Source organism: Xanthomonas hydrangeae, assembly GCF_032697525.1.
GTDB classification, from domain to species: domain Bacteria; phylum Pseudomonadota; class Gammaproteobacteria; order Xanthomonadales; family Xanthomonadaceae; genus Xanthomonas; species Xanthomonas hydrangeae.
The window spans coordinates 3,221,999-3,234,658 of record NZ_CP103836.1 but is presented as its reverse complement, the minus strand read 5'-3'; the positions used below and the strand labels follow the sequence as shown (position 1 = coordinate 3,234,658).

Here is a 12,660-nt window from a genome sequence, read left to right as displayed (position 1 = left end):
GATGAGCGGACTGCTGTGTTATTGCCGCCAGGGCTTCGAGCCGGAGCTGGCTGCCGAGTTGAGCGCACGCGCCGCCTTCGTCGGCATCGCCGGCTATGCGCGTACCCAGCGCAACGATGGCTATGTGCTGTTTGTCTGCGACGAAGCCGCACAACTGGCCACTAAGTTGCACTGGCGCGAGCTGATCTTCGCGCGCCAGAAGCTGATAGTCATTGCCGAGCTGAAAGGCATCGACCCCAAGGACCGCATCACGCCGATTCTTGCCGCTCTGGAAGGGCAACAACGGTTCGGTGATCTGTGGGTGGAGCATCCGGATTCGGACGCGGGCAAGCCGCTGGCAGGACTGGCACGCAGCTTCGGCAATGCGCTGCGTCCGGCCTTGCGCAAGGCCGGCCTGCTCACCGACAAACCGCAGCCGCGCCAGGCACGCCTGCACATCTGCTTTCTCGATGGCGACCACGCCTTGCTGGCAGTGGCCGACAGCGCCGACAGCGCGCCGTGGCTTCTGGGCATTCCACGCTTGAAGCTGTTGCCGGAGGCGCCATCGCGCTCGGCGCTCAAACTCGACGAAGCACTGCTCACCCTGCTCACGCCCGAAGAACGCGAAGCGCTGGTCAAGCCAGGCATGCGCGCGGCCGATCTGGGCGCGGCGCCGGGCGGCTGGACCTGGGTGCTCACCCGCCAGCACGTGCATGTCACCAGCGTCGACAACGGCCCGTTACGCGAGCATGTCCTTGAAACGGGTCTGGTCGAGCATCTGCGCGCCGACGGGTTTCATTGGAAGCCTGCGCAGCCGCTGGACTGGATGGTCTGCGACATGGTCGAGCAACCGCGTCACGTCGCAGAACGCATGGCCACCTGGATCCGCGAAGGCTGGTGCCGCAACACCATCTTCAACCTCAAGCTGCCGATGAAAAAGCGCTGGGACGAAACCCGCCTGTGCCTGGACCTGTTCGAGCAGCAATCCGAGAAATCGCTGATCGTGCGCGCCAAGCAGCTGTATCACGATCGCGAAGAGATCACGGTGTTGGCGATGCGGGACTGAGGGTCGGGAATCAGGATTGGGTAATCGTAAGAGCCGGGATTCGGGATTCGTAAAAGCGGGTGATTGGCGGCAGAATTGCTGTGGGTGCTGGCCAGTGGCAGCGTGCTGATGTGCATGACACCACTCCAGGGCGGCCATGCAGAGCACCTGAGTCGGCGCGTGGTTCGCAGCAGCGGCCGGTCCCGCGCGGTGGCACGGCATGTGCTCTACGGTCGGATTGAAAGGCCTCCTCGTACGCGAAGGCCTTTTTAGCTCTTGATGGCGGCAAGCTGGCTTGAGCCAGCCTGCTCTCTCAGATCAGGCCCTGCCCGCCGCATCGATCGACGCAGCCAGGCAAGCTCACAACACGATCCGCTTGCTGCCCTCGCGGGCCGAGCGGTAGATCGCATCGACGATGCGGATGTCGCGCAGGCCTTCTTCACCGGGCGCACGCAGCGGGGTGCCGTTGATGATCGCCAACGCGTCCTCGTCCATCTGCAGTGCCTGCTGATGCGGCACCTTGGCGTCGAACACGCGTCCGTCGCTGGCCTTGCCGGTCACGCCCTGGTAGCTCTGGAACGGCGACAGCTCGTACCAGCCGCGCTCGCACTCGGCACGCAGCACATTCATGTTTTTGCCGAAACTGGTCTTGCACTCGGCACGTACCGCGTTGGGGAATTCCAGGGTGAAGTCCATATGCTCGTCGACCTCATCGAACAGGTCGGGACGATCGGTCCAGCGCTTGGCCGTCACCGCCAGTGGCTCGGTGCCCACCGTGTAGCGCGCGGCATTGAGCGGATACACGCCCATGTCGTACATCGCACCGCCACCGAATTGCGAACGCAACCGCCATGGACGATCGGCCTTGGTCGCATCGTGATAACCGTTGTAACCGGCCTCGGCACGCAAACGCTGCATCGCGCCGAACGGCTTTTCGCCAGCCATCGCAATCAAACGACGCGTATTGGGCTCGTGCTGCATGCGGTAGCCGATCGTCAGCGCCACCTTGTTGCGCTTGCAGGCCTTGATCATCGCCTCGCATTCGCCGGCATGCATCGCCATCGGCTTTTCGCACCACACATGCTTGCCGGCCGCCGCGGCGCGCAAGGTCAGCGGCGCATGCAGATGGGTTGGCGTGACGATGTACACCACGTCGATGTCGTCGTTGTCGGCGATGCGATCGAAGTTCTCGTAGTTGTAGACGTTGCGATCGGCGATGCCGTACTTGGCCTGCCACTGAGGAATCTTCGCGGGTGTGCCGGTGACGATGCCCACCAGCTTGCAATGTTTGGTCAGGGCCAGGCCCGGCGCGAGTTGTTCGCTGGCATAACTGCCCAGGCCGGCCAACGCCACATTCAGCGGCTTGCCAGGCTTTTTCTTCGGCAGTGCCCAGCCGGGCGCGGCGAGTAGAATGCCTGCACCGCCGAAGGCAGCGAGCAAGCGGCGACGTGTGATCGATTCCACGGACATGCAAACCTCCTTCGCAAGATGAGAGCGGCTGACATACCATCGCGCGGTCGTCTGGTGCTTGCAACGACGCACTCAAACCGGAGTGTCAGTGGACATGCCGCGTCGAGTCCCAATCGCGCCCGTGTGTTGGGTCAGCGCAGGTGTTCTGGTCGCTCTTCGGCCAATGCTGCCCGGGCACCTTACTTGATCGTGCGTGATCACCGCCATGGTCGCGGCGCACGTTCTGGCACACTGCCAGTGATCCCATCCGGAGCATGCCGCATGATCGCTGTCGCACGCCGTCGTTTCCTTCCCTTGGTATTGCTGTTGTCCAGCTCGCTGGCGGTTGCTGCCGATGCGCCCTTCGTTGCACGCGACCTGATCGGCGATGGCGCCTTTACGCATAACGCCGAGGGCCCAGCAGCCGGGCCAGATGGCACGCTCTATGCGGTGAATCTGGGCAAGGACGGCACCATCGCACGCATCGTCTTGCACGCCGATGGCAGCGCAAAAGCCGAGGTCTTTGTGACCTTGCCCGAAGGCAGCACCGGCAACGGCATCCGCTTCCGCGACGGCGTGATGTATGTGGCCGATTACACCGGCCATAAGATTCTGCGCGTGAACATGCATACGCGCGCAGTGAGCACCTTCGCCGCGCTGCCCGATGCCGATGGCCCCAATGATCTGGCACTCGCACCCGACGGCAGCTTCTATGCAAGCGACCCGAACTGGAAGGACAACAGCGGGCGCCTGTGGCAGATCAGTCGCGAGGGCGTCGTGCAATTGCTGGAAGCCGGCATGACCACGCCCAACGGGCTGGACGTCAGCCCCGACGGCAAGCATCTCTACGTCAACGAAAGCATGTCGCGCAAGGTGTGGGTGTACGACCGCGTCGACGGCGCATTGCGCAACAAACGCCTGCTGATCCAATTCCCCGACTTCGGCATGGACGGCATGCGCTGCGATGCCGACGGCAATCTCTACATCGGCCGCTACGACGCCGGGCAGATTGCAGTGGTCTCGCCACAGGGCAAGTTGCTGCGTACGGTCGCACTGAAAGGCCGCAAGGCCAGCAATGTCGCGTTCGGCGGCAAGGACGGCAAACAGGTGTTCGTCACCTTGCAGGATCGCGGCGCAATTGAAACGTTCAGATCCGATCGCCCTGGGCGCGAAACCGGACGCTGAAACTGCTGCCCGCGTCGCATTGGTTCTCAGGTCGCGCAACAGCGTCCTGGCATCCTGCAGATCACCTGTAGAGGACTCCCCCATGCAACCGATCGAACTCAAGGACGCAGCCGCCTTCGGCAACGAATTCCTGCGCCTGACCCTGCTGCAGGGATTCCAGTCGCTGACCAAGCGCGATCTGGAATTGCTAATCTTCGTGCTGCTCGAACGCGACGGCGCCATCTCGCGCAACAGCTCCAACGCGATGGTCGCGCTGCAGCTGCGGGTGACCTCGGCCAAGGTCAAGGCCTTGCGTCGCGACGGCTATGCACGTTGGCGCTCGCTGGTGCCCGAAGAGGGCGACGCGGCGATGCAGCGCATCGTCGCCAATGTGCTCACCGAAGACAATCTGCGCTCCGGTGCCAAGCACGTCAGCGAACGCAGCCGCAAGGAAGGATTTCTGGCCGTGCGCATCGAACACCCGGATGATGCGCAGCAATTCGAGCAGGCCATTCTCGATGTCGGCGCCCTGCCGGTGTACGAGCGCAATCGCGAAGTGGTGGCGGTGCGCTTCGACACGCTGCTGAAGATCGCCGAACGCTGGGGCTATCTGCAGCCGGATCCGCAGGCCACCGTGCGTGAACTGCAAAAGCTCACGCCCACCGCTGAAGAAGTGGGAGATCTGTTGAAGAAGGACATCGCGCAACTGCGGTGGGAGGACGTGCGGCGCGCACTCAACAGTCTCGGTGCCAAGGCCGTGGCCAGCACCGCCGAGGGCGGCTTGAAGGGATTGTTGAAGATCGTGTTTCCGTTCATTCCCGGTTGAGTAGGACGCACAGTGGCGTGTCACCCGGTGGCGTGCGATCACCGTGGCGACGCGCCATGCATCATGGCTCATCACCAACGCAGATCCTCGCAAGGGGCGCCACACGTTCTAGACTTGCGGGCTGTTCCACATCAGGGGGATCTGATGACCATCACCACCCGCATCGCCGTAACGACCATCTTGCTGCTTTTAGGCAGCAACGCTTTCGCGCAACAGACGCCCACACCCGCCAGCAGCATGCCGCTGGTCGACGTTCCCAACGTCATTCGCACCCAGCCGCTGTCCAGCGGCGACGTGACCCACCAGACTCAGTTGGAGCGCCCGCGCGGCGAATCCAGCGTGATCGTGCGTTCGATTCAACCCAGCAGCGTGGTCGGCAGCTACCGCATCGACTTTCAGGCGATGGATGCCGATGGCGACGGCAGCATCAGCCGCGCCGAAGCGCAGGCCAACCCCGCGCTGGCCGACGAATTCGATGCGCTAGACACGCGCCATAGCGGCCACCTGACCCGCGAACAGCTTGCCGGCTGGTTGATCCAGTAACCAAGAGCGACCAACAAAACCTGCCAAAGGCCGTAGCGATAGCTGCAAATGTTTGGCCACACGCGCCTTCGTTGACGCCTGGCCCGTTGTCGGACACGGAAGTGACATTCTTCGGATCGAAAGGAGCCGATCGACCGTACCTCATCGAACGGAAGCACAGCGCACACTGCTCGCAACCACGCCCACCGACCATCTCCACTGGTCCTTGCCCGCCCACCATCGCTGGACCTTACGCGGCATGGATGCCGCGTAAGAGCCTACAAGGACGTACTTGCGGCGTGTCCCGCGATGGTGGGCGGGCAAGGCTCCTGCAGCCAGGCCGCAGATCGACTGCTCTACACGTGTCAACGCACCCGGGGGCTACGCGAGCGCGCACCACGCTTCGTTTGTCATCGCATTTGCCTAGATGGACGTACCTGCAGCATGTCCCGCGATGGTGGGCGGGCAAGGGCCCGCAGCTGCAGATCAGTTTCTCTACACGTGTCAACACACCGGCGCTACGCCATCGCGCACCGCGCTTCAGTTTGTCGTCGCATTTGGCTCTTGCGGCGCCCGCTTCAGTCGGCTAGATTGTATTTAACGGATACAATCTGGATGGATCGATGACCGCTCGCCTGGCACTTGCCGCTGACCTTGGCTACCAACTGCAACTGGCCGCATTGGCATCCAGCCATGCCGCGCGCCAGGAGCTGGCCGAGCTGCAGCTCACCCCGGCGCGCGTCACCGCGTTGATCCATATCCGCGACCAGCCCGGCTGCGACCAGACCGAACTCGGTAACCGCCTGCTGGTCAATCGCGCCGCCGGTATGAAGATCGCCAACCTCCTGGCCGAGCAAGGCCTGATCGAACGTCTGGCCGGTCGCGATCGGCGCAGCAAGGGCCTGTACCTCACGCCATCGGGCGAACGCACGCTTGCCATGGCGCAGGCATGCCTGGCCCGCGCGGTCGAGCGCACCTGCAGCGATCTGCAGGCCTCCGAGCGACAAACACTGCTGCGCCTGCTGTGCAAATTGAACGCCAGCGCCGCACTGGAACGGGCCGGCGTGGCAGACACCGCGCTGACCGAAGAACTCTGATCCCCGCACCATTACGACTCCAAGGAGACGCCGCTTGAACGAGCATGACGTGGTATCGGTCCGCATCGAAAACCGCATTGCCTGGGTGAAGTTTGCACGCCCCGACAAGCGCAATGCGATGAGCCCGGCGCTCAATCGCCGCATGATGGATGTGCTGGACGAGCTGGAATTCGACTACAACATCGGCGTACTGGTGCTCGGTGGCGAAGGCACCGCCTGGTCGGCCGGCATGGATCTGAAGGAATACTTCCGCGAAACCGAAGCCCAGGGCCTGCGTGGCGTACGCCGCTCGCAGCGCGAATCCTACGGCTGGTTCCGCCGCCTACGCTGGTACCAGAAGCCGACCATCGCCATGGTCAACGGCTGGTGCTTCGGTGGCGGTTTCGGCCCGCTGTTCGCCTGCGATCTGGCGATTGCCGCCGACGAGGCGCAGTTCGGCCTGTCGGAAATCAACTGGGGCATCCTGCCCGGCGGTGGCGTCACCAAGGTCGCGGTGGAATTGCTGTCCATGCGCGATGCGATGTGGATGACGCTGACCGGCGAAATGGTGGACGGCAAGAAAGCTGCCGAATGGCGCCTGGTCAACGAAAGCGTGCCACTGGAACGGTTGGAAACGCGTACGCGCGAAGTGGCCGAGCTGCTGCTCAAGAAAAACCCGGTCGCACTGAAATACGCAAAAGATGCGGTCCGTCGCGTCGGCACCATGACCTACGACGAAGCCGAAGATTATCTGGTGCGCATGCAGGAAGCAGCCAATTCGTTCGACAACAACGCCCGCAAGGAAGGCATCCGTCAGTTCATCGACGAGAAGAGCTACAAGCCCGGCCTGGGCGAATACGACCTCACTAAAAACAGCGCCTGAGTAACGCCTACGGCGTCTGACGCGATGCGTGCAGCACCGCATCGCTGGCGCTGCCAGTGGTTTTTCGCACCGAGGAGGCAGTATGGAAGCCTTGTCCGCAACCCTGCGCGGGATCGCCGCGCGTGGGCCGTTGGGTCTGTTCATCGATGGTCAGTGGCGCGCCAGCACCGGCGATCGCCATGTCGATGTGATCGCGCCGCACACCGAAGAGCGCCTGCTGCGTTACACCGAACCCTCCTCTGCCGATACCGATGCGGCAGTCGCTGCTGCGCGGGCCGCGTTCGACACCGGCCCCTGGCCGCAACTGTCGCCGCCCGAACGTGGCATGGTGCTCAAGCGCGTTGCCGAACACCTGCGTGCACGCATGCCGGAACTGGCTGAGGCCTGGACCGGCCAGGTCGGCGCCACCATCGGCTTCAGCCGCCGCGCCTCGCAGCAAGCGCCCGGCCTGTTCGATTACTACGGCGACCTGATCGCCACCCATCCGTTCGTGGAGCCGCGTACACGCGCCAACGGTGGCCGCGTGCACGTCGTGCAGGAACCGGTCGGCGTGGTCGCAGCGATCACGCCATGGAACGCCCCATTGGTGCTGCTCTGCTACAAGGTCGCCGCCGCATTGGCCGCCGGTTGCACGGTGGTGGCCAAGCCCTCCCCGGAAACACCGATCGATGCCTACATCCTGGCCGAATGCATCAGCGCCGCCGGTGTCCCCGATGGCGTGTTCAATCTGTTGCCGGCCGGTCGCGAGGTCGGCGAACAACTGATCGGTCATCCGCAGGTGGACAAGGTGAGCTTTACCGGTTCCACCCAGGCCGGCCGAGCGATCGGCGTTGCCTGTGCGCAGCGGTTAGCGCGGGTCGGGCTGGAACTGGGCGGCAAATCCGCAGCGATCGTGCTCGACGATGCCAATCTGGCCAAGGTGCTGCCCAGCCTGGTGCCCTACTCCATGCCGATCACCGGCCAGGTGTGCTTCGCGCTCACTCGCGTGCTGGTGCCGGCGCAGCGGCGCGAAGAGATCCTGCAGGCCTATTGCGCGGCATTGAGTGCGCTCAAGCTCGGCGACCCGTTCGCCGCCGATACCGGCATGGGCCCGTTGGCGCTTGGCCGCCAGCTCGAGCGCGTGCAGTCCTACATCGCGCAAGGCAGCGCCGAGGGTGCGCGCCTGGTCATGGGTGGCGGTCGTCCGGCGCACTTGCCGCGCGGCTTCTTTATCGAGCCAACGGTATTTGCCGAGGTGACACCGGACATGACCATCGCTCGCGAAGAGATCTTCGGCCCGGTGGTCAGCTTTATCGATTATCACGACGACGCCGACCTGATCGCCAAGGTCAATGCCAGCGACTTCGGTCTGCACGGCACGGTCTACAGCGAAGATCCCGAGCGCGCGTATCGCATCGCACGCCGTGTGCGCAGCGGCAGCCATTGCATCAATGGCATGTGGGTGGATATCGAGATGCCATTCGGTGGGTTCAAAAATTCCGGTATCGGCCGCGAAGGCGGTATCGAAGGCCTGCACGCATTTCTTGAAACCAGGACCATTTATCTCAGTTAGAGCGTCCATCGACACAACGACGCGTCCGCTACATAAACGCTCGTTACGTTCTGTTGGCCACCTCTGTCAGCCACGTTCAACCTTCAGCTCTCAGCAGTCGCACTCACGCCAGTCACTCCCCAACTCCGCACTCCGGAAGACCGCGCCATGACCATGCCGACCGACTCGATCGCTTTTCACGCCCGTCTTGCGCCACACACGCTCGCCGCACGCGACCTGTTGCTCGGCGCGCAATGGACCTACGCCGAGCTCGATGCGTTGATCGGCCGCTTCGCCGCGTTGCTGCAAGCGCGCGGCTGTGTGGATGGCGAACGCGTGGCGGTGCTGGCACGCAATTCGGTCTGGCAGGTGGCGCTGCATTTTGCCTGCGGACGGGTCGGCGCGATCTATGTGCCGCTCAACTGGCGATTGAGTGCGGGCGAGTTGGATGCCTTGTTACAACGTGCGGAGCCGCGTCTGTTTTTAGGCGATGACGTCGCCGCCGGGCGCGCCGGTGTCGTGCCGCTGACCGACTTCATCGAAGAGGCCAACGCACGCGAACCCGCCGATACAGCGCCGATTCCGCCCGATCGCGTCAGCCTGATCTTGTTCACCTCCGGCACCTCGGGCCAGCCCAAGGGCGTGATGCTGAGCGAGCAGAATCTGCAGCAGGTGGCGCACAACTTCGGCGTCACCACCCGCGTGGATGCGACCAGCAGCTTTCTGTGCGAGGCGCCGATGTTCCATATCATCGGTCTGGTCACCAATGTGCGCCCGGTATTGGCCGTCGGCGGCTCGATCCAGGTGTCCAGCGGCTTCGAACCAAAACGTACCCTGGGCTGGCTGAGCGATCAATCGCTGGGAATCACGCATTACGTCGGCGTGCCGCAGATGATGCAGGCCTTCCGCAGCCAGCCCGGTTTCGATGCGGCCTCGCTGCGTCACCTGACCGCGCTGGTCAGCGGCGGCGCGCCACATGCCAGCGAGGATCTGCTCGGCTGGTTGGACGACGGCATCCCGATGGTGTGCGGTTTCGGCATGAGCGAGGCCGGCACGGTATTCGGTATGTCGGTGGACTGCGCAGTGATCCGCAACAAGCTCGGCGCGGTCGGCATTTCGACACCGGCGGTGCAAACGCGCGTGGTCGATGGCGATGGCAACGACTGCCCGGCCGGTGTCCCCGGCGAGCTGTTGCTGCGCGGGCCCAATCTCAGCCCCGGCTATTGGCGCGACCCGCAGGCAAGCGCCGAAGCGCTCGATGAGCAGGGTTGGTTCCGCAGCGGCGACATCGTGCAACGCGATGCGGATGGTTTTTTCTGGGTCGTCGACCGCAAGAAAGACATGTTCATTTCCGGCGGCGAGAACGTCTATCCGGCAGAAATCGAAGCCGTGCTCGCCGAGCATCCGCAAGTGCGCGAATGCGCGGTGGTGGGCATCGCCGACCAGCAGTGGGGCGAAGTCGGTTATCTGGCAATCGTGCCCACCGATGAGGCACCGGATCTGGAACAGATCCGCGCCTATCTGGTCGAACGCCTGGCCAAGTACAAGGTGCCCAAGCACCTGCGCGTGGTCGAGACGCTGCCACGCACCGCCACCGGCAAATTGCAGAAGGCGCGTTTGAAAGAGGCATTGGCGAATGAGGCGTGACATGCCTTGGGTGCGTGCTGCGCCCAGCCATCTTCAAGCCATCAATTCAGCGGCCGGACGCGGACGACTTGGCCGCACACAACAAAACGGGCAGCCTGGGCTACCCGTTGTTCGCTTGCATCAGGCACACACGGCAGTGATCGACAGCAGGCATCAAGCCCTTATCGTGACACCACCAGTCGATTACGCAGACGCGTCCAGCAGCATGTCGTCTTCGTCGATCTGCTCATCCACCCACACCGCACCCTGCTCGGCCATCACCCCCAACTGGTGCTCCAGCTCGCGCATCAGCAAGCGCACGCCGGGTTTATGGATCGCGGCGCCATCGCGATAGATCACCCCGCCGGCCCGCGCCTGCGAGGGCTGCTGCAGCTGGAACGCGCGCAGCTCGCCACGTGCGATATCGCCGGCCACCATCATGCTCGGCATCACCGCAATGCTGTCGGTGCCGAGCAAGATCTCGCGGGTGAAACTGGCCGAGCTGGAACGCAACTGATCGCGCGTGGCCAGGCCGTGTTCGCGCATCACCTGGGCCACGTCGCGCTCCACATGCTGGCTCAACGTCGGCAACACCTGCCGGTAGGCCGCGGCTTCGGCAATGCGCACCGGGCCGTTGGCAAACAAGGGATGATCGCTGCGTGCGACCAAGGCGATCGGATCCTGGTACAGCACCTTGCGGATCAGCGCATCGTAACGGGCCAGCGGATACAGCCGACCCACGACCAGGTCGATCTCGTTGCCGGCCAGCTTGGGCAGCAACTCATCGGTACGGCCGTGCAGCAGGCGCACCCGCAACGTTGGCTCGGCGCGGTACAACGCGGCCAGCACGGCCGGCAACAATCCGCTTGCCGCCACCGGCAACGCGCCCACCGTGATGGTGAGCGCATCGTCCTGCAACAGACCCTCGAAGGTATCTTGCGCACGCCGTAGCTGGCCAAGAACGACATGTGCGGTCTGTACCAGCACCTCGCCCATCGGATTGGGGCGCACACCGCGCGAATGGCGCTCGAACAACGGCGCGCCGACGATCTCTTCGATCTCCTGCAGGGCGCGCGTCAATGCGGGCTGGGTGACGTTCAATACGCGTGAGGCGCGCAACAGGCTTTTTTGCCGGTCCAGCGCCTCGATGACACGTAGATGCCGGACCTTGATGCGGTGTTCGAAGAACACAGAGGACATGGTCATGGGGAGGACCTTACGTTTGGGAAGTCGGGTGAAGCCGCGCTGCGGCACAGGGCCGACGCGTGCAGATCAGCGTGCATCGGGCACACGCCGCGTCTGCATGAAGTCTTCGAAAGATTCGCCGCGCATGATGGCGTAAACCTGCAGATTGGTCATGCGCACCACGCGTGCAAATTTCTCGATCACAAAAAAATTGGCACCATACTGCACCAGGCCTAGCCAGTCGCGCGCACGGATCAGCGCTTTTTCCTGTTCGGTGAGCTCGGCTTCCTGCATCAGCGTTTCGGCATCCTGCAAAAAACGATCGCGCCAAGGGGCGCGGATCATGTGCCAGAAAAAACGATTGATGCGTAGCGCGCGGTTGCTGGTGCGCAGATCGAACACGTAGGTGCCGCCGATCTGCTCCATGCCCTGTACTTGCGGATTCATCGTCAGGTCCTCATGCCGCGTTCGCGGTGCGCGCGAGCAACTCTGCCGAGCGCAGCGCGCCGGCGGCTTCTTCGCCAGGCTCGTACAGCACCACGGTCATCGCGGTGGTGGTCATCAGGTAGTAGTTCTGATGCAGCTTGCGGATCGGCCCGTCCAGAGCACCGCGCATCGCCAGCCACATGATCTGCTCCACGCTCTCGGCACCGCCCAGGCGCACGTAATCGGTGTGGGTCAACTCGGTCAGCGTTTCCGGCGCATGCTGGAAGCAATCCAGAAATTCCATGTCCCACTCGGTGTTGTTGAAGCCGGTGCGTTCGCCATGGATCTGGTGCGAGAGCCCGCCGGTGCCCACCACCACCACCTTGAGATCTTGCGGATAGGATTCGATCGCGCGACGCACGGCCTGACCCAGGCGGTAGCAGCGGCGCGCGGTCGGCAGCGGGTACTGCAGCACGTTGATGGCGATCGGCACCACCGTGCCCGGCCAGTCCGGCACGTGCGGCCACAGCAGCGGCAATGGCGCCGCGCAGCCGTGGTCGATCGGCTTGTCCTGGAACACGGCCAGGTCGAATTCGTCGTTGACCAGGCATTCGGCGATATGCGCCTGCAGCTGCACATCGCCGCGGATCGGCGGCAGATTGCGCAGCCCCGCACCTTCGTCGGCGACCGGAAAGCGCTCGCCGATGCCCAGTGCGAAGGTCGGGTACAGATCGAAGAAGAAGGTCGTGCAATGGTCGTTGTAGAAGAACACCAGCACGTCGGCCTGTTGTTCGGCCAACCAGGCGGCCACCGGTGTGTAACCGTCGAACAGCGGCTTCCAGAGCGGATCCTGCTGCTTGCCCTTGTCGTAGGCCACCCCGATGGTGGGAACGTGCGAGGTCCCGATGCCGCCGATGATGCTTGCCATGTTGCACTCCTGCGACGCGG

At 63.7% G+C, this 12,660-nt stretch carries 12 protein-coding genes; 8 read left to right on the top strand and 4 right to left on the bottom strand.

Annotated features, from left to right (window positions below; all coding sequences use genetic code 11):
* Window position 1 precedes the first annotated feature (1 nt).
* A complete protein-coding gene (gene rlmM, locus NYR97_RS13675; protein ID WP_316693873.1) occupies window positions 2-1,045 on the top strand; it encodes a 23S rRNA (cytidine(2498)-2'-O)-methyltransferase RlmM in 1,044 nt (347 codons plus the stop codon).
* Between the two features lie 339 nt (window positions 1,046-1,384).
* On the opposite strand, the gene NYR97_RS13670 is transcribed toward rlmM, so the two are convergent.
* Window positions 1,385-2,494 (bottom strand): Gfo/Idh/MocA family protein, encoded by a 1,110-nt coding sequence (locus NYR97_RS13670; protein WP_316693871.1) that lies wholly within the window; start codon window positions 2,492-2,494, stop codon window positions 1,385-1,387.
* A gap of 261 nt (window positions 2,495-2,755) precedes the next feature.
* On the opposite strand from NYR97_RS13670, the gene NYR97_RS13665 reads away from it, so the two are divergent.
* From NYR97_RS13665 to NYR97_RS13635, 7 genes are all read left to right on the top strand, one after another.
* The gene (locus tag NYR97_RS13665; RefSeq protein ID WP_316693868.1) at window positions 2,756-3,658 is read left to right on the top strand and encodes an SMP-30/gluconolactonase/LRE family protein; all 903 of its coding nucleotides are present in this window, start codon (window positions 2,756-2,758) and stop codon (window positions 3,656-3,658) included.
* Between the two features lie 82 nt (window positions 3,659-3,740).
* On the top strand, window positions 3,741-4,463 hold the full coding sequence (locus NYR97_RS13660) for a hypothetical protein (protein WP_316693866.1): 723 nt from the start codon (window positions 3,741-3,743) through the stop codon (window positions 4,461-4,463).
* Window positions 4,464-4,607: 144 nt separating this feature from the next.
* Window positions 4,608-5,006 (top strand): EF-hand domain-containing protein, encoded by a 399-nt coding sequence (locus NYR97_RS13655; protein WP_316693864.1) that lies wholly within the window; start codon window positions 4,608-4,610, stop codon window positions 5,004-5,006.
* A 602-nt stretch (window positions 5,007-5,608) separates the two neighbouring features.
* On the top strand, window positions 5,609-6,082 hold the full coding sequence (locus NYR97_RS13650; protein ID WP_006449019.1) for a MarR family winged helix-turn-helix transcriptional regulator: 474 nt from the start codon (window positions 5,609-5,611) through the stop codon (window positions 6,080-6,082).
* Between the two features lie 34 nt (window positions 6,083-6,116).
* Window positions 6,117-6,944, top strand: coding sequence for a p-hydroxycinnamoyl CoA hydratase/lyase (locus tag NYR97_RS13645; protein ID WP_316693861.1), 828 nt, complete (start codon window positions 6,117-6,119; stop codon window positions 6,942-6,944).
* An 82-nt stretch (window positions 6,945-7,026) separates the two neighbouring features.
* Window positions 7,027-8,496: an aldehyde dehydrogenase gene (locus NYR97_RS13640; protein ID WP_316693859.1), complete on the top strand. Its 1,470-nt coding sequence runs from the start codon at window positions 7,027-7,029 to the stop codon at window positions 8,494-8,496.
* A gap of 147 nt (window positions 8,497-8,643) precedes the next feature.
* Complete coding sequence (locus NYR97_RS13635) at window positions 8,644-10,122, top strand: AMP-binding protein (protein ID WP_316693857.1); 1,479 nt, start codon at window positions 8,644-8,646, stop codon at window positions 10,120-10,122.
* A 183-nt stretch (window positions 10,123-10,305) separates the two neighbouring features.
* Here the strand turns inward: NYR97_RS13635 and NYR97_RS13630 are convergent, their stop codons facing one another.
* The 3 genes from NYR97_RS13630 to NYR97_RS13620 all read right to left on the bottom strand — a co-directional run bounded on the left by NYR97_RS13630 (window position 10,306) and on the right by NYR97_RS13620 (window position 12,640).
* Window positions 10,306-11,307: a LysR substrate-binding domain-containing protein gene (locus NYR97_RS13630; protein ID WP_316693855.1), complete on the bottom strand. Its 1,002-nt coding sequence runs from the start codon at window positions 11,305-11,307 to the stop codon at window positions 10,306-10,308.
* Between the two features lie 66 nt (window positions 11,308-11,373).
* Window positions 11,374-11,733, bottom strand: coding sequence for a protocatechuate 4,5-dioxygenase alpha chain (locus NYR97_RS13625; protein ID WP_023902950.1), 360 nt, complete (start codon window positions 11,731-11,733; stop codon window positions 11,374-11,376).
* 10 nt (window positions 11,734-11,743) lie between these two features.
* Window positions 11,744-12,640 (bottom strand): gallate dioxygenase, encoded by an 897-nt coding sequence (locus tag NYR97_RS13620; protein ID WP_316693850.1) that lies wholly within the window; start codon window positions 12,638-12,640, stop codon window positions 11,744-11,746.
* Between the last annotated feature and the right edge of the window lie 20 nt (window positions 12,641-12,660).

What these genes read in the sequence shown, in the direction of transcription:
- rlmM (WP_316693873.1), top strand. Translation starts at nt 2, where the DNA reads ATGAGCGGACTGCTGTGTTATTGCCGCCAGGGCTTCGAGCCGGAGCTG.
- NYR97_RS13670 (WP_316693871.1), bottom strand. Translation starts at nt 2,494, where the DNA reads ATGTCCGTGGAATCGATCACACGTCGCCGCTTGCTCGCTGCCTTCGGC.
- NYR97_RS13665 (WP_316693868.1), top strand. Translation starts at nt 2,756, where the DNA reads ATGATCGCTGTCGCACGCCGTCGTTTCCTTCCCTTGGTATTGCTGTTG.
- NYR97_RS13660 (WP_316693866.1), top strand. Translation starts at nt 3,741, where the DNA reads ATGCAACCGATCGAACTCAAGGACGCAGCCGCCTTCGGCAACGAATTC.
- NYR97_RS13655 (WP_316693864.1), top strand. Translation starts at nt 4,608, where the DNA reads ATGACCATCACCACCCGCATCGCCGTAACGACCATCTTGCTGCTTTTA.
- NYR97_RS13650 (WP_006449019.1), top strand. Translation starts at nt 5,609, where the DNA reads ATGACCGCTCGCCTGGCACTTGCCGCTGACCTTGGCTACCAACTGCAA.
- NYR97_RS13640 (WP_316693859.1), top strand. Translation starts at nt 7,027, where the DNA reads ATGGAAGCCTTGTCCGCAACCCTGCGCGGGATCGCCGCGCGTGGGCCG.
- NYR97_RS13635 (WP_316693857.1), top strand. Translation starts at nt 8,644, where the DNA reads ATGACCATGCCGACCGACTCGATCGCTTTTCACGCCCGTCTTGCGCCA.
- NYR97_RS13630 (WP_316693855.1), bottom strand. Translation starts at nt 11,307, where the DNA reads ATGACCATGTCCTCTGTGTTCTTCGAACACCGCATCAAGGTCCGGCAT.
- NYR97_RS13625 (WP_023902950.1), bottom strand. Translation starts at nt 11,733, where the DNA reads ATGAATCCGCAAGTACAGGGCATGGAGCAGATCGGCGGCACCTACGTG.
- NYR97_RS13620 (WP_316693850.1), bottom strand. Translation starts at nt 12,640, where the DNA reads ATGGCAAGCATCATCGGCGGCATCGGGACCTCGCACGTTCCCACCATC.